The organism is Streptomyces sp. NPDC107562, assembly GCF_055657325.1.
Genome location: NZ_JBVKBE010000007.1, coordinates 204,669 through 226,824 on the forward strand (window position 1 = coordinate 204,669; position 22,156 = coordinate 226,824).

Consider the following 22,156-nt stretch of genomic DNA (forward strand, 5'->3'; position numbering starts at 1 on the left):
GCCACATCACTAACCTCTGAGTGACCCTTGCTCAACGCGAGGTGACGGCCAGGTGAATTGCGGGGTCCGGTGAACGGCGTGTGGCGGGGAACGTACGATCGATGACCGTGCAAGGTGTGCAAGGAGTACAAGGTTCGGTGAACCCTTCCCGTCGCGGGCATCGCTCATCCACGATGGGTGGCATGCCACTGAACGACATGCCGTGGTGGCGCTGGCGCAGCAATGTGCGCTCCGCGCTGCACATGCTTTCCGATCCGGGGTTCCAGCGGGACGTCTGGCTCGCGGGCGTCGAGGGATACGGGGACGTCACCGACGCCGTGTACCGGCTGGTCGAGGACACCTGGCTCGATCACTGGTCCGCGGAGAAGTACGTCGGGACCATATTCCGCGACTCGCAGGAGGCCGCGCTGGTCGACACCGCGGTGCTGCGGGTGCTGCGGATCATGCACCAGGTGGGGCCGGACGCGCCGGTGTCCTCGTACATGGAGCATCCGGCGTGGCCGGAGGCGGTGCGGGCGGCTCGGGACGCGCATGTGCGGATGGCGGTGAGCGACGGGGAGGATCCCGAGGGGGTGCCGCGGACGCTCGAGGTGCTGCGGATTCTGACGCGGTCGGCCTAGGGTTGGTCTGAGGTCGGCCTGGGATCGGCCTGAGGTCGGTCTGGGGTCGGTTTGGGGTTTCTGGCTGCTCAGGTCGGTGTGGGACCCTGTGGTGCATGAACGAGCAGCCCCAAGCCGCCGCGGCCGATCAGTACGTCCTCACTCTGTCGTGCCCGGACAAGAAGGGCATCGTGCATGCCGTGTCGAGCTACCTGTTCATGACCGGATGCAACATCGAGGACAGCCAGCAGTTCGGTGACCATGACACGGGGCTGTTCTTCATGCGGGTCCACTTCTCGGCGGAGGCGCCGGTGACGGTGGAGAAGCTGCGGGCGAGCTTCGCGGCGATCGGTGACTCGTTCCACATGGAGTGGCAGATCAACCGGGCCGACGAGAAGATGCGCATCCTGCTGATGGTCAGCAAGTTCGGGCACTGCCTGAACGATCTGCTGTTCCGGGCGCGGACCGGGGCGCTGCCGGTGGAGATCGCCGGGGTGGTGTCGAACCACACCGACTTCGCCGAGCTGGTGGGTACGTACGGGATTCCCTTCCACCACATTCCGGTGACGAAGGACAGCAAGGCGCAGGCGGAGGCGCGGCTGGTGGAGGTCGTGCGGGAGGCGGGTGTGGAGCTGGTCGTTCTGGCCCGCTACATGCAGGTGCTCTCCGACGATCTGTGCAAGGAGCTGAGCGGGCGGATCATCAACATCCACCACTCGTTCCTGCCGAGCTTCAAGGGCGCCAAGCCGTATCACCAGGCGCATGCGCGGGGTGTGAAACTGATCGGGGCGACGGCGCACTACGTGACGGCGGATCTGGACGAGGGGCCGATCATCGAGCAGGAGGTCGAGCGGGTGGGGCACGATGTCACCCCGGATCAGCTGGTCGGGATCGGGCGGGACGTGGAGTGCCAGGCGCTGGCGCGGGCCGTGAAGTGGCACGCGGAGCGGCGGATCCTGCTGAACGGGCGTCGGACGGTCGTCTTCGCGTAGGGCTGCCTGTGGGGTCTGTGGTGCGCGCCGGGTGCTCTTGTCGTCGGGGGCGGGTCGGGGGGTGTCCGTCCTCGGAACGGCGCGGAATCGGTCTCTCACCAACTCACCCGTGTTGACGCGCCAACCGCTGCGGGCGGACACCCCCCGACCCACCCCCTTCCCGCCGCGGGCGGCTGCGGCGCCGTGTGACTGACGCCGAGCGGGCCGGTTCGCGGGGCGGGTGCCGGTCCGTGCGACTGACGCCGAGCGGGCCGGTTCCTTCGCGCCGCGGGCGGGTGCGGCGCCGTACGACTGACGCCGAGGGGTCTCCTTGTTTCGGGGGCGGGTGCCGGTCCGTGTGACTGACGCCGGGCGGGCCGATCCCCCCGCGCTGTGCGCGGGTGCGGCGCCATACGACTGATGCCAGTGCGGGCCGCTCTCCTTGTGCCGTGGGCGGGTGCGGCGCCATACGACTGAGGCCGACGGGGCCGTCTCCTTGTGTCGGGGGCGGGTGCCGGTCCGTGCGTCTGACGCCGAGCGGGCCGATCCCCCCGCGCTGTGCGCGGGTGCGGCGCCATACGACTGACGTGGAGGGTGCCGGTCCGTGTGACTGGCGTCGTGTGGGGCGGTCTCCTTGTGCTGTGGGTGGGGTGGGTTACATGCGGCTGAGGGAGGCTGCTGCGAGGAGGACGTCCTTGATGGCTTCCCGGTCGCCCAGTTGGCCTGCTGCTGCTTCGTCGGGGGAGACGTGGCCCGCGGCGAGGCGGCAGAATTCGACGCCGTCCAGGGCCACGTGGGCCACCTCGTGCTCGGCGGAGCCCACCTCCGCGGGGGAGTCCAGGGGGATCAGCCACTCGCCGCCACCGGAGCCCTCGATCTCCAGGCGGAGGGTGCGGCCGGGGGTGCCGGCGGGGACCAGGTGGCGGGGTGCGCGGGCGGGGCTCGCCAGGCCCGCGCGGCGGCGTTCCGCGAGGGACGTGGGGAGCAGGCGGGCCGCGAGGTCGATCATGCGGTTGAGGTGGCGGGCCGACGGCGGGTCGTAGGGGTAGTCCACCGCCTCCGCGATGTCCTCCGCGTGCACCCAGCACTCGAAGGCGCGCTCGATCATCGCGTCGTGCAGCGGCAGCTCGCCCACGCCGTAGGGCACGCCCAGACCGCCCGCGCTGCCGCCCGTGAAGGAGGCCGTGCGCACGATGCCGTGGCCCTGTTCGCGCCAGGGCGCCCGGACGGTGCGGCTGGGCGGGAAGTGCGAGGCCCGCCAGTACGCCTCCGTGCGTGCCGTCGGCGTCGGCGGGTCGGCGTCGGTGTCGCCGAGGGGGTCGTCCAGGCCGAGGGCGACGGCGATGAGGCCGTCGACCGCCAGGAGGTGGGCGATGACACCGGCGACGGTCGTGCGGCGGCTGGCCGGTTCCGTGCCGTCGAACCAGCGCAGCCGCACCGGCGCGTGCCACTCCGCGTCGCCGAAATCCTGGAGCAGGGCGTCGAGGCGCGCGATCTCGGCGTCGTAGGGCCGGGCCCATTCGGGGACCGGGATGCGCGGTGGGCGCCGGTCCAGGCAGGTCGCCAGGACGCGGGTGCGCAGGCCGGGGTCGAGGTCGAGGCTGTCGGGTCGTTGCAACAGGCCGACCGCCTCGCGAAGCCGCCGGGCCTCGTCGGCGCAGTTGCCGCACAGGCCCAGGTGGTCCTCGACGGCCAGCGCCTCCTCGGGGGAGCAGGCGGCCAGTGCCCACGCGCCCAGCAGGGACTTCAGCACATGGTGTTCGAGGGGCGGGTGGAGGGCGTCCAGGGCGGGCAGGGGCAGGCCGGTGTCCTCCACCGACGCCCGCGGCATCGGTATGCGGGGCGGCTGGGCGGGGGTGGGCGTGATCTCCCGGTCGGCCTCGTCCTTCTTGTCGTCGAACTCGTCGTACTCGTCGTGCTCGTGGTGTTCCGGGTCCGTCACACCGCACCTCCGTATCCGGGCGGCGTGCCGGCGTCGTGGGCCGTGGACAGGAGCTGCAGGCCCAGGCGGAGGCGGCGGCGTGCCTCGTCCTCGGTGATGCCGAGGTCGGTGGCGGTCTGGCGGTAGTCGCGGCGCTGGAAGTAGGCGCGCTCCAGGGCGGCGCGCAGCGGGGCCGGCATGGACTGGACGATGTAGTCGGCGCGGGCGGCGACGGAGGCGTGGCGGACCTTGAGCTCCAGGTCCTCGCTGGAGCCGTGGCCGCCCTCGGCGAGTGCCGCGATCTCGGTGGCGCGCAGGCGCTGGACGGCGAGGCGGTGGGTCAGGGTCGCCACCCAGGAGCGCAGGGGACCCTGCTTGGGGTCGTAGGCCTCGGGGTGCTCCCACAGGTGTATGAAGACCTCGCGGGTGATGCCGTCCGCGGCCCGCTCGTCGTCGAGCACGCGGTGTGCCAGACCGTGGACGAGGGAGGCGAAACGGTCGTAGAGCTCGCCGAGGGCGGCCGCCTCACCGCGTGCGAGTCGCTGCTGCATCTTGCGGTCCCAGCGGGGCGGTGCGTCCTTCTTCGCCATGCGGCCCCCTCGCCGTGGTGCGTCCTGGTGTCCAGCCTGCGTCCATCGCCACCTCGAATGTAGTCGGCACGTCTGACGACGCACGCCCCTTTGTGCCAATGCGCGCCCCTGGACCCGTCGCAGGTGGTAGTGCGCTTCCGGCGGCGCCTACCCACCGCGTACAAGACCAGACCTGATCGAACAGGATCGAATGCGACAGAATCAAGCCTTTTCCGTTGGGATTTCGTTTCCGGCAGTGTGTTTCAGGGAACGGCCGCTGGGCAGCCGCGCCGCATGGAAGCGTAGGGACTGGCTCCGTTTCCGGCTGGTTCCGGCCGTTTCCCGCACGTTCCGGCGACGAAGGGCATGGTGGTGGCGTTCAAGGTGACCGGCGACGAGCAGGGCGACTGGGCCGTGCTCCAGGTGTCGGGCGAGCTGGACCTGGTGACCTCGCCGGTGCTCCGCGGGCGGGTGCACGACGCGGTCGCCGAGGGCCGCCACAGTCTCGTCCTCGACCTCTCCGAGGTCTGGTTCTGCGATTCCAGCGGTGTGGGCGTGCTGATCGCGGCCCGTCGGCTGCTGCGCTCCTGTCAGGGGCGGCTGCGGCTGATACTCCCGGCCCAGGGCGCGGCCGACGGCTCGCACGTCAACCGTGTGCTGGGCGCACTGGGGGTGCGGCGGCTGTTCGACGTGCATCCCGACCTGGCCTCCGCGACCTCGGACGACGCCAGTCCTCTCTCCGCGTGAACTCTCTGCCACACCGTTGTCGCAAAATTCCCCCGGTCTTGGCACAACCGTCGTTTTCCTGCTCCGGAACCGTCCGCGGCGTCGTACGCTCCCTGGCGAGAAGCACCCCGAGATGACGTGAGGCGGCCTGAAAGACATGGTCAGCAGCGAGTACGAGCGCAGGATCGCGGCCCGGTTCGCCACCTTCGACCAGGACGGCAACGGCTATATCGACCGCGAGGACTTCAGCGGCGCGGCCAAGGCACTGCTCGTGGAGTTCGGCACGGCGTCCCGCTCCGACAAGGGCCAGGCGCTGTACGGCGGAGCCGAGGCCTTCTGGCAGGGCATGGCCGGGATAGCGGACCGGGACGGTGACCAGCGCATCACCCGCGAGGAGTTCGTCAACGGCGCGGTCAAGCGGCTGCGCGACAACCCCGACCGCTTCGCCGAGATCGCCCGCCCCTTCCTGCACGCGGCGCTCGCCGTCGCCGACCCGGACGGCGACGGCGCGGCCACCGTCGAGGACCTCGCCCGCGTGCTGCGGGTGCTCGGCGTCCCCGAGGACGTCGCGAGGGCGGCGGCCGGCTCGCTCGACGACGACGGCGACGGCGACGGCACCGTGAGCGAGACGGAGATCGTCTCCGCGTTCGCCCGCTTCTTCACCGTTCCCGAGTAACCGAGAAGCGCTCCCTGAGCCGGTACTTGAGCACCTTGCGCAGGGTGTCGTTGCGCGGCAGGGCGTCGACCACCTCCAGCCGCTCCGGCAGCTTGTGCACCGACAGCCCTTCCGCGCGCAGGTACGCGGTCAGCTCCTCCAGGGTCACGGGGGCGGCCTGAGCGGGCTGCTCGACCACCGCGCAGACCCGCTCCCCGCGCTCGGCGTCCGGCAGGCCGATCACCGCCACGTCCGCGACCGCCGGGTGCCGGTGGAGCAGTTCCTCGATCTCCTTGGCGGAGATGTTCTCCCCCTTGCGGATGATGACGTCCTTGAGGCGGCCGGTGAGCACCAGGTGCCCGCCGTCGGTGAGCCGCCCGAGGTCGCCGGTGCGCAGGAAGCCGTGCTCGTCGAACGCCTCCGCCGTCTGCGCCGGGTCGAGGTAGCCCCGGCAGACGGCCTCGCCGCGCAGCCGCACCTCGCCGTCGACGATCCGTATCTCCATGCCCCGGGGCGGACGCCCCTCGGTCGTCGCGAGGTTCTCGGGGGTGTCGTCCGGCGCGCCCATGGTGATCATCGGGACCTCGGTCATGCCGTACCCGTGGGTGAGCTGGACGCCCATCTCGCGCACGACGGCGTGGTAGACGTCGGGCGGCTTCGGCGCCCCGCCGCCCGCGAGCAGCCGCAGGGTCGGCACCACGGGGGTCCCGGGCTGTGTGCGCTGCGCGGCCAGGAACATCGAGTAGAACGCCGTGGAGCCGCCGGCGATCGTCACCCCGTGGGCGCGGTACGCGGGCAGCGCGTCCGGCAGCGCGAACTGCTCCAGGAGCAGCGCCGGGAAGCCGTACAGCAGCAGCATCACCGTGTAGTCGGGGCCGCCGATGTGGGCGTAGGGGAAGGCGATCGAGCCCACGTCGTCGGCGGTGGGCCGCAGGGCGTGCGCCAGGCAGGTGCCGCCCGCGATCAGGGAGCGGTCCGTGTGCAGGACGCCCTTGGGTGCGGAGGTCGTGCCGGAGGTCCAGTAGATCCAGCGGACGTCGGCGCCCCCCTCGGGCGGCGCGGGCAGGACGGACGGATCGCCGTCGGGCAGGTCCTCGTACGCCTCGAAGACCCCCTTCGCGCCGAGGCGCCGGGCCATCGCCGTGTGGTCGAAGCCGCGCCAGGTGCCCGGCACGGCGAAGTACTCGGCGCCCGACTCGCGCAGCGCGTGGCCCACCTCGCGCTCGCGCAGGAACGGGATGAGCGGGGTCTGCACGGCGCCGAGGCGGGCCAGCGCGAAGGTGAGCACCGCCGTCTCGACCCGGGTGGGCAGCTGCCAGGCGACGACCGTGCCGGGGCGTACCCCCATGCCGTACAGCCCGGCCGCGGCCCGTTCGGCGCGCTCGCGCAGGGCGCCGAAGGTCAGGGTGCGCTCGTCCTGGAGCAGGACGGGGCGGCCGGGGGTGCGGTCCGCCCGGCGGATGAGCAGGTCCCAGAGGGTGGGCGCGGTGCTGAGCTCGTGCGCGGTGGTGTGCAGGGTCACGGTGGCCCCCGGTGAGCTGACGGATAGTCAGATAGTGGCCCGAGCGTAGGGCCCGGCGCCTTGTCGGTCCAGGGGCGCGGGACTAGCCTTCCGGTACGGCGTCATCTGACGGGTCATCAGATCTGTAGCTCCGCGGAGGGGACCCATGACCGAACTGCCCCGCATCATCAGCGTCGACGACCATGTGATCGAGCCCGCGCACCTCTTCGAGACCTGGCTGCCCGCCCGCTACCGCGACCGCGGGCCGCAGCCGCTGACGGCGGGCATCGGCGAACTCGCCTACGTCGGCGGCAAGTACCAGATCACCATGGACCCGGAGGGCCAGCCCACCGACTGGTGGATCTACGAGGACCTCAAGTTCCCGTACAAGCGCAACATCGCCGCCGTCGGCTTCGACCGGGACGAGATGACCCTGGAGGGCATCACCCGGGAGGAGATGCGACGCGGCTGCTGGGACCCCAAGGCGCGGCTCGCGGACATGGACCTCAACCACGTCGAGGGCAGCCTGTGCTTCCCGACCTTCCCGCGCTTCTGCGGGCAGACCTTCGCCGAGGCGCACGACAAGGAGGTCGCCCTCGCCTGCGTGCGCGCCTACAACGACTGGATGGTCGAGGAGTGGTGCGGCGACAGCGGCGGACGGCTCATCCCGCTGTGCCTGATCCCGCTGTGGGACATCGACCTCGCCGTCGCGGAGATCCGGCGCAACGCCGCACGCGGCGTGAAGGCGGTGACGTTCTCCGAGATCCCCACCTACCTCGGGCTGCCTTCGATCCACTCCGGCTACTGGGACCCGTTCTTCGCGGTCTGCCAGGAGACCGGGACGGTGATCAACATGCACATCGGGTCGTCGTCCCAGATGCCGGCCGCCTCCCCGGACGCGCCCCCCGCCGTGCAGGCCTCGCTCTCCTTCAACAACGCGATGGCCTCGATGACGGACTTCCTCTTCAGCGGGGTCCTGGTGCGCTTCCCGCGGCTCAAACTGGCCTACTCCGAGGGCCAGATGGGCTGGATCCCGTACGCCCTGGAGCGCGCCGACGACGTCTGGGAGGAGCACCGCGCGTGGGGCGGTGTCCGGGACCTCGTCCCGGAGCCGCCGTCGACGTACTACTACCGGCAGATCTTCTGCTGCTTCTTCCGGGACAAGCACGGGGTGGCGTCCCTGGATGTCGTCGGGCGCGACAACGCCACCTTCGAGACCGACTACCCGCACGTCGACTCCACCTTCCCGCACACCAAGGAGGTGGCCCTCGACCACGTCAAGGGCCTCGACGACGAGACGGTCCACAAGCTGATGCGGGGCAACGCCATCCGCATGCTGGACCTCGACCTGGACCGGTAGTGGACCTGACGTACACGCCCGAGGAGGAGGAGTTCCGGGCCAACCTGCGCCGGTGGCTGAAGGGCGTGCTGCCCTCCCTGCCGGCCAAGCCGTCCCCGGACGACTGGCCGGGGCGGCGCGCCTACGACCTCGGCTGGCAGCGGACGCTGTACGACGCCGGGTACGGCGACGTCCACTGGGACGCCTCCCCGACCGTGCGGCTGATCTTCCTGGAGGAGACCGAGCGGGCGGGCGCCCCGTACGTGGGCGCCAACTTCGTCGGGCTGCTGCACGCAGGGCCGACCGTCGCCGCGGAGGGCACCGAGGAGCAGCGCGCCCGCTGGCTGCCGCCCGTCCTGCGCGGCGAGCAGGTCTGGTGCCAGGGCTTCAGCGAACCGGACGCCGGGTCCGACCTCGCGGCACTGCGCACCCGTGCGAGGCGGGACGGCGACGACTACGTGGTGTCCGGATCCAAGATCTGGACCTCGCACGCCGAAGTCGCCGACTGGTGCGAACTGTTGGTGCGCACGGACCCCGCCGCCCCCCGGCACCGGGGCATCAGCTGGCTGGCCATGCCGATGGACGCGCCGGGCATCACCGTGCGGCCACTGCGCACCCTGGCCGGGTCGGCCGAGTTCGCCGAGGTCTTCCTGGACGAGGTGCGGGTGCCGGTCGCCAACCGGGTCGGCGACGAGAACGACGGCTGGCGGGTCAGCATGGTCACGCTGTCGTTCGAACGCGGGACGGCCTTCGTGGGCGAGGTGGTGGCCTGCCGCCGGGTGCTCGCGGAACTCGCGCGCGAGGCCCGGAAGAACGGGCGGTGGGACGATCCGGTGCTGCGCCGGCGGCTCGGCAGGCTGAACGCCGAGTTCCGGGCGCTGTGGCGGCTCATCCAGTGGAACGTGAGCGAGGCGCAGGCCTCGGGCGGCGTTCCCGGCGTGGGCGGTTCGGTCTTCAAGCTGCGGTACTCGCACGCCCGCCAGGACCTCTACGACGCCGCCGCCGACGTCTCCGGCCCCGAGGCGCTCGACCTGGACCGGCCGTGGACGCTCGACCGGCTGTCCGCCCTGTCGTACACCATCGCGGCCGGCACCTCGCAGATCCAGCACACCATCGTGGCCGAACGGATCCTCGGCCTGCCGAAGGGGCGGTAGCCGTGCGCTTCCAACTGAGCGAGGAACAGCGCGCGTTGCGGGCCGCGCTCCGGCAGCTGCTCGACCGGCACTTCGACGACGGGGCCCGCCGGACCGCCGCGCGGCACACGGCGCCCGTGCTGGACCGGGCGCTGTGGCGGGAGCTGGGCGCGGCGGGGTTCTTCGCGCTGCGCCTGCCGGAGGACCGGGGCGGGGTGGGACTCGGGCTGCCGGAGGCCGTCCTGGCGTTCGAGGAGGCCGGGCGGGCGCTGGTGCCCGGCCCGCTGGTGGCCACGCACCTCGCCGCGGGAGAAGTGCCCGGAGCCGCGGACGGGACGGCCGTCGTGGCCGCCGTCGACGCGGGCGGGCTGGTGGAGTGGCTGACGCAGGCCGACGCCGTGCGCGGGGACGCTTCCGGCGCCGTACCCCTGCGGTCGGTGGATCCGCTGACGCCGCTGCACCGGGTGCCGGGGGGTCCGGGGGCGGCGGATCCGGTGGCCGTGCTGCTCACGGCGGCCGAGCAGCTCGGCACGGCCGCGCGTACGTGCGAGCTGGCGGCGCAACACGCCCGGACCCGTGAGCAGTTCGGACGGCCGATCGGAGCCTTCCAGGCCGTGCAGCAGCTGTGCGCGCGATCCCTGGTCCGGGTGGAGGTGGCGCGCGCCGCCGTGTACGCGGCCGCCGTCACCGCGGACCCCGTGGACGTCGCCGCGGCCCGGCTGCTCGCCGACGAGGCGGCCCTGCGCGGCGCCCGCGACTGCCTCCAGGTGCACGGCGGCATGGGCTTCACCTGGGAGGCAGAGGTGCATCTGCATCTGAAGCGGTCCTGGGTGCGGACCCACCGTACGGGCGACATCACGGAGAGTGAGGAGAGTCTCGCGCGCGATCTGCTGGCCGAATCGGTCTGACGTGGCCCCTGCCTGCGACGTCGGTGAACCCGGGAATCCGGGATGTCGCGGATTGTGGCATGCCGGAATTACGGAGCGTTGATACCGGCTTGTGTCCTAGGTGTGACTCGTCACGTCCTGGAGTCGAAGGTCCGCTCCGGTACCTTGTGTGAGATGCGAGAGGTTCCGAGCTCGAGTCACGCCGGTGACGAGCCTTGTTCCACCGCCTGTTCGACTCCCTGCGGCGAGCGTCGCACAGTATGCCGCACGGGTACTCCTTCGCGCTGGAATATGCCCGAAGCGCTTGTTGGGGTGACTGTACGTCAACCATGCTGGTGCGTAAGGGATTCACGGTCCGTGATCCCTGCTCTGGCCGTTGTTCTGGTCATGCAGAAAATGGCTACGATCGTGGCCCTCCTGAGGCGCGAGCCTCTGTGTCCACCGGTTCGGATGGTGTGAGCGGTGCAGGTGCTTCAAGTGCAGCTGGAGATCCGGCCCGACCCCGCAGAGGTGGGGCGCGCGCGGCGGTGGACCCGCTCGCGGCTTGCCGGGTGCGGCATAGCGGCCGACGAACCGCTCGCCGAGACGCTGATCCTGCTGGTCTCCGAACTTGTCACCAACGCCGTCGTGCACACCGGCTGCCCCGCCGTGCTGCGCCTCTCCCTGCCCGGGCCCGCAACCGTCCGCGTGGAGGTCGCCGACGGCAGCACCCGTGCCCCCGTCCCCCGGTGGGTGGACGGTGACGAGACCGGCGGCCGGGGCCTCGCGCTCGTCGACGGGCTCGCCGACCGCTGGGGCTGGAGCCCCGACGGCGTCGGCAAGCAGATCTGGTGCGAACTGGACCGCTGTGCCGAACCCCGCACGGCGACCAGGGCGTACGGGGGCGGCGCGGTGACCGCCTGCGAAGGGCTCGACGGCTACGAAGGGTACGAGGGGCTGGCGTACGAGGCCGTCTGAGGCGACCGGCGCCGCGTCCGGGGGCACGCGCGCAAGGCCGACGGGTGCGCCAGGCCCGGCGGAGGGATGTGCGCCCGTGCATGCTTCCGTGCGCGCCCGCGCCATACCGGATGTAACCGGCAAATTCCCCCGTCCCTGTTGACGCGACGTGTCCGGCTGATCACGCTGGGGGCAGCGAATCGCCGCGAGGGGACGACGAGGGTCTCGGTGACGGAGGCCCTCGTCGAGTGCGAGTCGTGTTTCGGCGTGGGTCCGCCCATCGGGGCACGAGGAGGGCGGGTACGCCGGAGCCGGATGGCGGCGTGCGGCGCCGTGCTCGGGGCGGGCGTGTACGCGCCGCCATCCGGACTCACCGCACGGCGCACCCGTCCCGTACCCGCTACAGCACGGCGACCGGCGCCACCGGGGCCCCGGTCGCGCCGGTGAACGGCTCGGGTGTGGCCGCCAGCAGGAACGCGTACCGGCCGGTTTCTCCACAGGCTGTGGACAACTCTTCGAGATTCCAGTTCTGGCCCTGCGGCATCCCCATCTCCACCAGGTGCAGCGCGTGCACGGGCAGCCACAGGTCCTCCGTCTCCGGCGGGAAGATCTCGAAGGTGAGGGTGTCGTTCGCGACGGCGGCGACGTCGCGCGCGTGGAACCACGCCGGGGTGCGCACGGACAGCCCCGGCGAGGGATGGGCGTACCCGTGCCTGTCCCCGGCGAGACAGGCCCGGACCTGCCCGGTCCGTACGAGCACGACGTCGCCGGCGCGCACGCGGGTGCCGGCCAGGTCCTCCGCCGCGTCCAGGTCCTCGGGGGTGACCGCGTGGCCCCCGTCCAGGCGGTCCGTGCCCCGCGCGCGGGCGACGTCCAGCAGCACGCCGCGCGAGACGAGGTGCCGCACCGTGCCGATGCCGCCGAACTCGGCGCCGCCGTGCGCGGTGACCGTGCCCGCCGGGCGGCCGTTGTACAGCCGGCCCGAGTGCGAGACGTGGGTGAGGGCGTCCCAGTGGGTGCCCGCCTGAAGTCCCATGGTCACCGCGTCGTCGCTGCACGCGACCGTGCCGGGGCCGAACAGTTCCTGGTTGATCTGCACCATGACGTGCAGCGGGTTGACCCGTCCGGGGATCATCCCCGTCTGCACGCCGTCCTGGCGCAGCGGCAGCGCGAGCGGGACCCGCCGTCCGGTGCGGATCTCCGCGGCGGCCCCGCGGACCACCTCGTCGGTGATCAGGTTGAGCGTCCCGATCTCGTCGTCCGCCCCCCAACGGCCCCAGTTGTTCACGCGCTTGGCGATCTCGTGGAACTCGGCCGGCAACGACATGGGCCCTCCCCGGGGCTTGTGTCCGGGCATCTGACGGGTCATAGAATCTAACGGACCGTCAGAAAACGCGGGAAGGGACCGGACGTGGGGAACTTCTTGGCCGGCGAGGTCGTCGTCGTGACCGGCGCGGGACGCGGCATCGGCCGTGCGGTCGCGCTCGCGGCGGCCGCCGAGGGGGCACGGGTCGTCGTCAACGACTACGGGGTGGCCGTCGACGGGGCCGCACCCACCAGCGAGATCGCGGACGCCGTCGTCAAGGAGATCGAGGCCGCGGGCGGCGAGGCGGTCGCGGTGGCCGACGACATCTCCACGATGGCCGGCGGCCGACGCGTGGTCGAGGTGGCGCTGGCGTCGTACGGGAGGCTGGACGGGGTCGTCTGCGTCGCCGGGATCCTGCGGGAGCGGATGCTGTTCAACATGACCGAGGAGGAGTGGGACCCGGTGGTCGCCACCCATCTCAAGGGCACCTTCACGGTGTTCCGGGCCGCCTCGGAGGTGATGCGCCGCCGGCGCGGCGGCACCCTGATCGGGTTCACCAGCGGCAACCACCAGGGGTCCGTGTCGCAGGCCAACTACAGCGCGGCGAAGGGCGGGATCATCTCACTCGTGCGCAGCGCCGCGCTCGGACTGCACAAGTACGGGGTGACCGCGAACGCGGTGGCGCCGGTGGCCCGTACGCGGATGTCGGCGAACGTGCCGACGGAGCTGGCGGAGATCGGGGAGCCCGAGGACGTGGCCGCGCTGGTGGTCTACCTGTTGTCCTCGCGGGCCCGGCAGGCCGGGATCACCGGGCAGGTCTACACGATCGCCGGGCCGAAGATCGCGGTGTGGGCGCAGCCGCGCGAGCTGCGCGCCGCGTACGCCGAGGGGGCGTGGACACCGCAGCGGATCGCCGACTTCCTGCCGGGATCGGTGGGGGTGGACCCGATGCCGATGCTGGAGCGGGTGGCGGGGATGGAGCGGGCGGCGAGATCCGGGGAGCGGCCGAACGCCTGAGGGCTCGGGGAAGCGTTGGTTTCGGCCGGAATCTTGGGAGGGCGCCGTGGACTTCGGGTTCACCGTCGAGGACGAGGTGTTTCGCAGCGAGGCACGGGACTGGCTGGCCGCACACGCCGGGGACGGGCAGGACCGGCGGAGCTGGGAGCGGACGCTGGGCAAGGCGGGGTGGATCGGGATCGGGTGGGCGGCCGACGGGTGGGGCAACCGGACTGCCTCGCTCACCCAGCAGGTCGTCTGGGCCGAGGAGTACGCCAGGTCGGCGGCGCCGCCGCGCTCCGGGCACATCGGCGAGAACCTGCTCGCCCCGACCCTCATCGCCCACGGCAGCCAGGAGCAGAAAGCCCGCTTCCTGCCGCCGGTGGCCGCCGGGGACGAGCTGTGGTGCCAGGGGTACAGCGAGCCGGGCGCCGGCTCGGACCTCGCGGGCCTGCGCACCACGGCGGTGCGGGAGCCGGGCGGTGCGCACTACCGGATCACCGGGCAGAAGATCTGGACCTCGCTGGCGCACGAGGCGGACTGGTGCTTCGTGCTGGCCCGCACGGAGGCGGGCTCGCGGCGGCACCACGGGCTGAGCTTCCTGCTGGTGCCGATGGACCAGCCGGGGCGGATCGAGGTCCGGCCCATCCGGCAGCTGACCGGCACGAGCGACTTCAACGAGGTCTTCTTCGACGGGGCACGCGCCCGCGGGGAGCACGTCGTGGGCGGGGAGGGCGCGGGCTGGCGGGTCGCGATGAGCCTGCTCGGGTTCGAGCGGGGGGTGTCGACGCTCGCCCAGCAGGTGGGGTTCGCCGAGGAGCTGGGGCGGGTGGTGCGCTCGGCTCTCGACTCGGGGGCCGTGGACGATCCGGTCCTGCGGGAGCGGCTGGTGCGGCAGTGGGCCGAGCTGCGGGTGATGCGGTGGAACGCGCTGCGGACACTGGGCGGTTCGGGGGACGCGGGCGCGTCGAGCGTGGCCAAGCTGCTGTGGGGCGGCTGGCATCAGCGGCTGGGGGAGCTGGCGGTGCAGGTGCGGGGGGCCGCGGCCGGGGTCGGGCCGGTGCGGTGGTCGGCGGCGGCGCCCTACGAACTCGACGGAGTCCAGCGGATGTTCCTGTTCAGCCGGGCCGACACCATCTACGGCGGCTCGGACCAGATCCAGCGCACGATCATCGCCGAGCGGGTGCTCGGTCTGCCGAGGGAACCCAAGGGAGCGTCGTGATGAGGGGCGTCGTCTTCGACGGAAAGCAGGTCCAGGTCGTGGACGACCTGGAGGTACGGGACCCCGGGGCCGGCGAGGTGCGGGTGGCGGTCGCGGCGGCCGGGCTGTGTCACAGCGATCTGTCCGTGGTGGACGGGACCATACCCTTCCCCGTTCCCGTGGTCCTGGGCCATGAGGGCGCGGGTGTGGTGGAGGCGGTGGGGGAGGGCGTCCGGCATGTGGCGCCCGGCGACCATGTGGCGCTGTCCACCCTCGCCAACTGCGGGACCTGCGCCGACTGCGACCGGGGGCGGCCGACGATGTGCCGGCGGGCGATCGGGCGGCCCGGGCGGCCCTTCACGCGGGACGGCCTGCCGGTGCACCAGTTCGCCTCCAACTCGGCGTTCGCGGAGCGCACGGTGGTCAAGGCCGTGCAGGCCGTGCGGATCCCCGAGGACATCCCGCTGACGTCCGCCGCGCTCATCGGCTGCGGGGTGCTGACCGGGGTCGGCGCCGTGCTGAACCGGGCCCGGGTGGACCGCGGCGACAGCGTCCTCGTGATCGGTACCGGCGGGGTCGGGCTGAACGTCCTGCAGGGCGCGCGGCTCGCGGGCGCCCCGCGGATCGTCGCCGTGGACAGCAACCCCGCGAAGGAGTCGGTGGCCCGGCGGTTCGGGGCGACCCACTTCCTCACGTCGGCCGAGGGCGTGCGGGAGATCCTGCCGACCGGCGCGGACCACGCCTTCGAGTGCGTCGGGCGGGTGGAGCTGATCCGGCAGGCGATCGACCTGCTCGACCGCCGTGGCCAGGCCGTCCTGCTGGGGGTGCCGCCTGCGGGGGCCGAGGCCTCCTTCGTGGTCTCCTCGATGTACCTGGACAAGTCGGTCCTCGGCTGCCGCTACGGCTCCTCGCGCCCCCAGCGGGACATCGCCCTGTACGCCGAGCTGTACCGGCAGGGCCGCCTGCTGCTCGACGAACTCGTCAGCGAGACCTACCCCGTCGAGGACTTCGACACGGCACGGGCGGACGCGGAGGCGGGGCGGGTGGCGCGGGCCGTCCTCACGTTCTGACGGCGGCGGGCGGCGTGGGGACGTTCACGTCCTTCCGGCCGTGCTCCCGTCCGTCCGGAACGTGCGCCGGTACGCCGTCGGCGTCACGCCGAGGGCCGCCTGGAGGTGCTGGCGCATCGACTGGGCCGTGCCGAAGCCCGCGTCGTGGGCGACCTGGTCGACGGAGAGTCCGGTGGACTCCAGCAGGTGCCGGGCGCGCTCGACGCGCTGCTGGGTGAGCCACTGACCAGGACTGACGCCGACCTCCTCGCGGAACCGCCGGGTGAAGGTGCGTACCGACATGGCCACCTGCTCGGCCATGTCGCGCAGCTGGATCGGCTCGTGCAGCCGGCCGAGCGCCCAGGCGCGGGCGGTGGTCGTGGAGGACCGCCGCGGCTCGGGCAGCGGCCGCTGGATGTACTGCGCCTGACCGCCGTCGCGATGCGGGGGTACGACGGTGCGCCGGGCGACCTCGTTGGCGACCTCCGTGCCGTGGTCGCGACGCACCATGTGCAGGCACAGGTCGATGCCCGCGGCGACGCCCGCCGAGGTCAGGACGTCGCCGTCGTCGATGAACAGGACCTCCGGGTCGACCCGGACGCGCGGGAAGAGCCGCTGGAAGCGGTCCGCCTCGGCCCAGTGCGTGGTCGCCGGGCGGCCGTCCAGGTAGCCGGCGGCGGCCAGGACGTACACGCCCGTGCAGATGGAGGCGAGGCGGGTGCCGGGGCGGAGGTGGGCCAGGGCGGCGGCCAGCTCGTCGGTGAGGACGCCCTCCTCGTGGACCGGGCCGAGCTCGTACGAGGCCGGGACGATCACCGTGTCGGCGGTGGCCAGGGCCTCGGGGCCGTTGGCGACGTGGATGGAGAAGTCGGCGTCGGTGTCGACCGGGCCGGGTGGCCGGACCGAGCAGGTCACGACCTCGTACAGGTGGCGGCCGCGGGCGTCCTTGGGGCGGCCGAAGATCCGGTGCGGGATGCCCAGTTCGAAGGGGAGCAGGCCGTCGAGGGCCAGGACGACGACACGGTGGGGGCGGAAGGGATCGGTGGTCGTCTCCATGGCCCGATCCTAACGAATGCTGTCCGCCCGGCCACTCGCTCGCGCGGGTCCCGGGCCCGAAGCTCTATGTCGTGACCCAGACAAGTGAAGCGGCAGCAGTCGTCGGGAAGCCGGAGCCGAGGCGCCCGCGGATCCACCGGGCGTGGTTCGTCGCCGCCGTCACCTTCGTGACGATCATCGGGGCGGCCGCCTTCCGCTCCCTGCCGGGACTGCTGATCGACCCGCTGCACCAGGAGTTCGACTGGTCGCGCGGCACGATCGGCGCCGCGGTCTCCGTCAACCTCGCGCTCTACGGCCTGACCGCGCCCTTCGCCGCGGCACTGATGGACCGCTTCGGCATCCGGCGGGTGGTCGCGACCGCGCTGACCGTGATCGCGATCGGCTCGGGCGCGACGGTCTGGATGACGGCGGCCTGGCAGTTGCTGCTGTGCTGGGGCCTGCTGGTCGGCCTCGGCAGCGGGTCGATGGCGCTGGCGTTCGCGGCGACCGTGACCAACCGCTGGTTCACCGAGCGGCGCGGCCTGGTCACCGGCATCCTCACGGCCGCCTCGGCGTCCGGGCAGCTGATCTTCCTGCCGGTGCTGTCCTGGATCGTGGAGACCCACGACTGGCGGCCGGCCGCCGTCACCGTGGCGCTCGCCGCCCTCGCGGTGGTGCCGTTCGTGTGGTTGCTGCTGCGCGACCACCCCGCGGACGTGGGGCTGAAGCCGTACGGCGCGAAGGGCTTCGTCCCGAAGCCGGCACCGGTGCCGGGCGCGGCGCGGCGGGCGGTGCGGGTGCTGCTCTCCGCCGTCCGCACGGGGCCCTTCTGGCTGCTGGCCGGGACGTTCGCGATCTGCGGCGCCTCCACCAACGGGCTCATCCAGACCCACTTCGTGCCCGCCGCCCACGACCACGGGATGCCGATCACCGCGGCGGCCTCGCTGCTGGCGGTCATCGGGGTGTTCGACGTGGTCGGCACGGTCGCCTCCGGCTGGTTCACCGACCGGTTCGACGCGCGGCGGCTGCTGGCGGTCTACTACGCGCTGCGCGGCATCTCCCTGCTGTTCCTCCCCCTGCTGCTGGCGCCCAGCGTGCAACCGCCGATGATCTTCTTCATCGTCTTCTACGGGCTCGACTGGGTCGCCACCGTGCCGCCCACGATGGCGCTGTGCCGGGAGCACTACGGCGAGGACAGCGCGATCGTGTTCGGCTGGGTGCTGGCGTCGCACCAGGTCGGCGCGGCGGCGGTGGCCTTCGCCGGCGGAGTCGCGCGCGACGTGTTCGGCTCGTACGACGTGATGTGGTACGCCTCCGGCGCGCTGTGCGCGGCGGCCGCGCTGATGGCGCTGGTGATCCGGCGGGTCGGGAGCGCACCGGCGACGGGCCTGGCCGCCGCCCGCTGAGCCGCCCGTGTGCGGTTGTCGTCCGTCCTGCGGCACGGGATGCTGAGGGTGCACGAAGGGGAAGCGGTGTGATGGATCGTTTTCCGAATGCGGCCGATGTCGACTTCCACAGCCCGCTGGACCTCTCCAAGGCCGCCGTCGCCGTGCTCGACGCCGACGGCGTCGTCTCCGGGTGGGCGTCCTCGGCGCAGCGCCTCCTCGGGTACCCGCCCGAGGACGTCCTCGGCCGCCCCGCCGCCCGGCTCCTGGCGGGGCCCCCCGGGCGGCGGCTGTCCGCGCTCTGCGGGGCGTCCCGGCCCCGCAGCACCGTCCTGGACCTGCGCCGCCGGGACGGCCGCGCCCTGCGCGCGGCCGTGACCTTCAGCCCGCTGGCGCCGCGGGGCGTCGCGGCGACCGTGGTGGTCGCGGCCGATCTGGAGGCGATGCGCGGCTGGGAGGCGCAGTTGGCGATGCTTCAGGGGCTGGCCACGGAGTCCCCCGTCGGCCTCACGATCTTCGACACCGACAAGCGCGTCGTGTGGGGGAACGTCTCCACCGATCTGGAGCTCGCGGGGATCGCCCAGTACATCGGCAGGCCGGCCGAGGACCTCTTCCCGGAAGGCGAGTTCATCTCCCGCCATCACTCCCCGGACGAGGACCAGGTGATGGAGCACGTGATGGCGACCGGCGAACCGGTGATGGGGATGCACTACCGCGGCCGTGCCCCCGCCGACCCGGTGCGCGAGCACGTCTGGTCCTGCTCGTACCACCGGCTGGTGGACGCCCGGGGCGAGACGCTGGGGCTGTTCGAGGAGTCCCTGGACATCACCGACCGCTACCGCGCCCAGGAACGGCTCTCGCTGCTGGTACGGGCGGGAAAGCGCATCGGTGCCTCGCTGGACGTGCGCCGCACGGCCGCGGAGCTGGCCGACGTCGCCGTACCGCAGCTGGCCGACGAGGTGCTGGTGGACCTGCCGCCGGCGGTCATCGAGGGGCGCCAGCCACCGACGGGCTCGGCGCCGGGGCACAATCTGCTGCGCATGCACGGCCGGACCCCGGAGGACTTCCGGACCACCCCCGTCTCGTATCCGCCCTCGTCACCGCAGGCACTGAGCCTGGCCGCCGGCCGCCCCGTCGTCGACGACCCCCCGCCCGGCGCCCCGGGCGCGGCGGACGGGGCCGCCGCGCACCCCTGCCTCTACGTCCCGCTGCTCACCCGTGACGCGGTCCTCGGCCTCGCCACCTTCCGGCGCAGCGGCAACCCCGACCCTTTCGGGCCCGAGGAGCAGACGCTCGCCGTCGAACTGGCCGAGCGGGCGGCGGTGGGGATCGACAACGCCCGCCGCTACACCAGCCAGCACGCCGCGGCCCTGGTGCTGCAGCGCAGCCTGCTGCCCCAGCACCTGCCGGAGCAGAGCGCGGTCGAGGTGGCGTACCGGTACCGGCCTGCCGACAGCCGTGTGGGCGTGGGCGGCGACTGGTTCGACCTGATCCCGCTGTCCGGCGCCCGAGTGGGCCTGACGGTCGGCGACGTGGTGGGTCACGGCGTGCACGCGGCCGCGACCATGGGCCGGCTGCGCGCGACCGTACGGACCCTGGCGCTGCTGGACCTGGACCCGGCCGAGCTGCTCACCCGGCTGGACGGCCTGGTGGCACAGGAGTCGGAAGCGCAGGCGCAGGAGGGTTCGAGCGTCGAGGGACTCGGCGTGACCTGTCTCTACGCGATCTACGATCCGGTGGGCGGCCGCTGTGTCTGGGCGAGCGCGGGCCATCCCCCGCCGGTCGTCGCCGACGCGGGGGGCGCGGTCTCCTTGTCGGCGCTGACGCCGGGACCGCCGCTGGGGCTGGGCAGCCTGCCGTACGAGAACGTGGAGCTGAGCCTGTCCGGCGGCAGCATCGTGGCGCTGTTCACCGACGGGGTGGTGGAGGACCGGCACACCGACATCGACACCGGGATCGACCGCCTCGCCCATGTGCTCACCTGGCAACGGTGCCCGTTGGAGGAGCTGTGCGACCGGGCGCTGTCGACGCTGCCGCCGGGACCGCAGACGGACGACGCCACGCTGCTCCTCGCGCGCACCCGGCGGCTGGACTCCGACCGGGTGGCGGACCTGGAGCTGCCGTCCGACCCGGCGCTGGTGGCCCATGCCCGCACGGTCACCGAGCGCCAGCTGGAGAACTGGGGTCTGTCCGACCTGTCGTTCAACGCCGCGCTGGTGGTGAGCGAGCTGGTCACCAACAGCATCCGGTACGCCACCGGGCCGGTCATGCTGCGGCTGATCCGCGACCGCTGCCTGCTGTGCGAGGTCTCCGACCGGGTGCACACCGCACCGCACCTGCGGCGGGCGCGCCGCGACGAGGAGGGCGGCCGCGGACTGTTCCTCGTCGCCCAGGTGTCCCAGCGCTGGGGCACGCGCTACACGTCGTCCGGGAAGACCATCTGGGCCGAGCTGGCGATCCCTTAGGGCCCTGGACCGGCACCGGGGCGGGGCCGGCCTCAGAGGAAACGGCCCCGGTGGAACAGCAGAGGTGCCCCGGCCTCGTCGTCGCCCGTGCCCAGGGCGGTCACCCGTCCCACCACGACGAGGTGGTCGCCGCCCGGGTGCACCGCGTGGATCGCGCAGTCGATCCACGCGAGGGTGCCCGCGAGGCGGGGTGAGCCGGAGACGGGCGCGGTGTCGTGCGCGACCCCGGCGAACTTGTCGGCGCCGCTCACCGCGAAGCCCCGGCACAGCTCACCCTGCCCGGCGCTCAGGACGTTCACGCAGAAGACCCCGGCGCGGGCGATGCGCGGCCAGGTCGTCGACGTACGGCCCACCATAAAGGCGACGAGGGGCGGGTCGAGGGAGAGGGAGGAGAAGGACTGGCAGGCGAAACCGGCGGGGCCCTCGGCGGTGGGAGCCGTGACGACGGTGACACCGGTCGCGAAGCTCCCGAGGACGCGGCGGAACTCCCGCTGGTCCACGGGCGCCCGTTCACCGTCGCGCACGCACCGCAACGTCGGTCGCGGCAGCGCCACCGGGCCGGGGGCCCCGGCCGACCTCAGATACCGGACGGCGGCTTCGGCCGTCCCCGCTTGTCCCATCACATCGCCCATTGAACCTGACGGGCCGTCAGATAGGAACCCCCGGCGGCCCTCGGTCAGCGGCCGTGGAACTCCGGGCCGCGGCGCTCCAGGAAGCTCGCCAGGCCCTCCTTCGCGTCCCTCGTCGTCATGTTGATCTCCTGGGCGGCGGCCTCGGCGGCGAAGGCGGTGGCGCGGTCGGTGTCGAGGGAGACGTTGACGAGCTGCTTGGTGAGCGCGAGGGCGCGGGTCGGGGCGGCGGCGAGGCGTCCCGCCCACCCGGAGGCCGCCTCGGCCAGGTCGCCGTCCGGGACGACCCGGTTGACCAGGCCGAGGCGGGCGGCGTCGGCGGCGGTCAGCGCGTCGCCGAAGAACATCAGCTCCTTCGCCCGCTGCGGTCCGATCAGCCGCGGCAGCAGATACGCGCCGCCCCCGTCCGGCACCAGTGCCCGGCGGACGAACACCTCGATGAACCTGGCCGACTCCGCGGCGAGCACGAGGTCGCAGGCGAAGGCCAGATGGGCGCCGAGGCCCGCCGCCGTGCCGTTCACGGCGGCGATCACGGGCTTCTCGCAGTCGAGCACGGCGCCGATCAGCCGCTGCGCGCCCACCCGCAGCGTCCGTGCCACGTCCCCGGCGACCCGCTCGCCACCCACCGCCCCACCCCGCAGATCGGCTCCGGCGCAGAAACCGCGGCCGCTCCCGGTGAGGACGACGACCCGCACGCGCGGGTCCGCCGAGGCGTCGGCGAGCAGCCCGGCCAACCGGTCGCGCATGCCGGGCGTGAGGGCGTTCAGGGTGTCGGGGCGGTCGAGGGTGAGGCGGGTGACGGCGTCCTCGGTCGTGGCGTGGATCCAGGGGTCGGGCATGCTCGGGCTCCGTT

20 protein-coding genes are annotated in these 22,156 nt (G+C 72.8%); 13 read left to right on the plus strand and 7 right to left on the minus strand.

Annotated elements, in window-relative coordinates; genetic code table 11:
• Positions 1-173: 173 nt before the first annotated feature.
• Both ACZ7LV_RS21240 and purU read left to right on the plus strand, forming a co-directional pair.
• Complete coding sequence (locus ACZ7LV_RS21240) at positions 174-620, plus strand: SCO4402 family protein (protein ID WP_471941262.1); 447 nt, start codon at positions 174-176, stop codon at positions 618-620.
• Between the two features lie 95 nt (positions 621-715).
• Positions 716-1,591, plus strand: a complete 876-nt coding sequence (purU, locus tag ACZ7LV_RS21245; protein WP_471941264.1) for a formyltetrahydrofolate deformylase — start codon at positions 716-718, stop codon at positions 1,589-1,591.
• A 634-nt stretch (positions 1,592-2,225) separates the two neighbouring features.
• Here purU and ACZ7LV_RS21250 read toward each other — a convergent pair.
• Positions 2,226-3,437 carry an MDMPI N domain containing protein gene (locus ACZ7LV_RS21250; RefSeq protein WP_471941486.1) on the minus strand — a complete coding sequence of 404 codons (1,212 nt, stop codon included), beginning with the start codon at positions 3,435-3,437 and terminating at the stop codon, positions 2,226-2,228.
• A gap of 71 nt (positions 3,438-3,508) precedes the next feature.
• A complete protein-coding gene (locus ACZ7LV_RS21255; protein ID WP_471941266.1) occupies positions 3,509-4,081 on the minus strand; it encodes a sigma-70 family RNA polymerase sigma factor in 573 nt (190 codons plus the stop codon).
• 345 nt (positions 4,082-4,426) lie between these two features.
• On the opposite strand from ACZ7LV_RS21255, the gene ACZ7LV_RS21260 reads away from it, so the two are divergent.
• Positions 4,427-4,807: an STAS domain-containing protein gene (locus tag ACZ7LV_RS21260; RefSeq protein ID WP_471941267.1), complete on the plus strand. Its 381-nt coding sequence runs from the start codon at positions 4,427-4,429 to the stop codon at positions 4,805-4,807.
• Positions 4,808-4,943: 136 nt separating this feature from the next.
• Positions 4,944-5,462, plus strand: a complete 519-nt coding sequence (locus ACZ7LV_RS21265) for an EF-hand domain-containing protein (protein ID WP_471941269.1) — start codon at positions 4,944-4,946, stop codon at positions 5,460-5,462.
• On the opposite strand, the gene ACZ7LV_RS21270 is transcribed toward ACZ7LV_RS21265, so the two are convergent.
• Positions 5,446-6,957 (minus strand): class I adenylate-forming enzyme family protein, encoded by a 1,512-nt coding sequence (locus ACZ7LV_RS21270; protein ID WP_471941487.1) that lies wholly within the window; start codon positions 6,955-6,957, stop codon positions 5,446-5,448. The genes ACZ7LV_RS21265 and ACZ7LV_RS21270 overlap by 17 nt on opposite strands.
• Before the next feature lie 151 nt (positions 6,958-7,108).
• Here ACZ7LV_RS21270 and ACZ7LV_RS21275 point away from each other — a divergent pair, with 151 nt between their 5' ends.
• From ACZ7LV_RS21275 to ACZ7LV_RS21290, 4 genes are all read left to right on the plus strand, one after another.
• A complete protein-coding gene (locus ACZ7LV_RS21275; protein ID WP_471941271.1) occupies positions 7,109-8,302 on the plus strand; it encodes an amidohydrolase family protein in 1,194 nt (397 codons plus the stop codon).
• The gene (locus tag ACZ7LV_RS21280) at positions 8,302-9,435 is read left to right on the plus strand and encodes an acyl-CoA dehydrogenase family protein (RefSeq protein WP_471941272.1); all 1,134 of its coding nucleotides are present in this window, start codon (positions 8,302-8,304) and stop codon (positions 9,433-9,435) included. The genes ACZ7LV_RS21275 and ACZ7LV_RS21280 overlap by 1 nt, the downstream gene beginning before the upstream one ends.
• 2 nt (positions 9,436-9,437) lie before the next feature.
• Positions 9,438-10,322 carry an acyl-CoA dehydrogenase family protein gene (locus ACZ7LV_RS21285; RefSeq protein WP_471941274.1) on the plus strand — a complete coding sequence of 295 codons (885 nt, stop codon included), beginning with the start codon at positions 9,438-9,440 and terminating at the stop codon, positions 10,320-10,322.
• 456 nt (positions 10,323-10,778) lie between these two features.
• Entirely contained in the window at positions 10,779-11,258 is a 480-nt protein-coding gene (locus tag ACZ7LV_RS21290) for an ATP-binding protein (protein ID WP_471941488.1), read from the plus strand.
• A gap of 379 nt (positions 11,259-11,637) precedes the next feature.
• Here the strand turns inward: ACZ7LV_RS21290 and ACZ7LV_RS21295 are convergent, their stop codons facing one another.
• Positions 11,638-12,564: a cyclase family protein gene (locus tag ACZ7LV_RS21295; RefSeq protein WP_471941275.1), complete on the minus strand. Its 927-nt coding sequence runs from the start codon at positions 12,562-12,564 to the stop codon at positions 11,638-11,640.
• An 84-nt stretch (positions 12,565-12,648) separates the two neighbouring features.
• Here ACZ7LV_RS21295 and ACZ7LV_RS21300 point away from each other — a divergent pair, with 84 nt between their 5' ends.
• From ACZ7LV_RS21300 to ACZ7LV_RS21310, 3 genes are read left to right on the plus strand one after another with little or no spacing between them, the layout of a single operon-like run.
• Positions 12,649-13,560: an SDR family NAD(P)-dependent oxidoreductase gene (locus tag ACZ7LV_RS21300; protein WP_471941277.1), complete on the plus strand. Its 912-nt coding sequence runs from the start codon at positions 12,649-12,651 to the stop codon at positions 13,558-13,560.
• A gap of 46 nt (positions 13,561-13,606) precedes the next feature.
• Complete coding sequence (locus ACZ7LV_RS21305) at positions 13,607-14,761, plus strand: acyl-CoA dehydrogenase family protein (RefSeq protein ID WP_471941278.1); 1,155 nt, start codon at positions 13,607-13,609, stop codon at positions 14,759-14,761.
• Positions 14,761-15,810, plus strand: a complete 1,050-nt coding sequence (locus tag ACZ7LV_RS21310; RefSeq protein ID WP_471941280.1) for a Zn-dependent alcohol dehydrogenase — start codon at positions 14,761-14,763, stop codon at positions 15,808-15,810. Before ACZ7LV_RS21305 ends, ACZ7LV_RS21310 begins: the two co-directional genes overlap by 1 nt.
• Before the next feature lie 24 nt (positions 15,811-15,834).
• Here the strand turns inward: ACZ7LV_RS21310 and ACZ7LV_RS21315 are convergent, their stop codons facing one another.
• A complete protein-coding gene (locus tag ACZ7LV_RS21315; RefSeq protein ID WP_471941282.1) occupies positions 15,835-16,845 on the minus strand; it encodes a GlxA family transcriptional regulator in 1,011 nt (336 codons plus the stop codon).
• A gap of 71 nt (positions 16,846-16,916) precedes the next feature.
• Here ACZ7LV_RS21315 and ACZ7LV_RS21320 point away from each other — a divergent pair, with 71 nt between their 5' ends.
• Together ACZ7LV_RS21320 and ACZ7LV_RS21325 are read left to right on the plus strand one after the other, a co-directional pair.
• Positions 16,917-18,230 (plus strand): MFS transporter, encoded by a 1,314-nt coding sequence (locus tag ACZ7LV_RS21320; protein ID WP_471941283.1) that lies wholly within the window; start codon positions 16,917-16,919, stop codon positions 18,228-18,230.
• 71 nt (positions 18,231-18,301) lie between these two features.
• On the plus strand, positions 18,302-20,674 hold the full coding sequence (locus tag ACZ7LV_RS21325) for a SpoIIE family protein phosphatase (RefSeq protein ID WP_471941285.1): 2,373 nt from the start codon (positions 18,302-18,304) through the stop codon (positions 20,672-20,674).
• A 32-nt stretch (positions 20,675-20,706) separates the two neighbouring features.
• Here ACZ7LV_RS21325 and ACZ7LV_RS21330 read toward each other — a convergent pair whose 3' ends face one another.
• Together ACZ7LV_RS21330 and ACZ7LV_RS21335 are read right to left on the minus strand one after the other, a co-directional pair.
• Complete coding sequence (locus ACZ7LV_RS21330; RefSeq protein WP_471941489.1) at positions 20,707-21,294, minus strand: flavin reductase family protein; 588 nt, start codon at positions 21,292-21,294, stop codon at positions 20,707-20,709.
• 56 nt (positions 21,295-21,350) lie between these two features.
• Positions 21,351-22,142, minus strand: a complete 792-nt coding sequence (locus ACZ7LV_RS21335; RefSeq protein WP_471941287.1) for an enoyl-CoA hydratase/isomerase family protein — start codon at positions 22,140-22,142, stop codon at positions 21,351-21,353.
• Positions 22,143-22,156 lie beyond the last annotated feature (14 nt).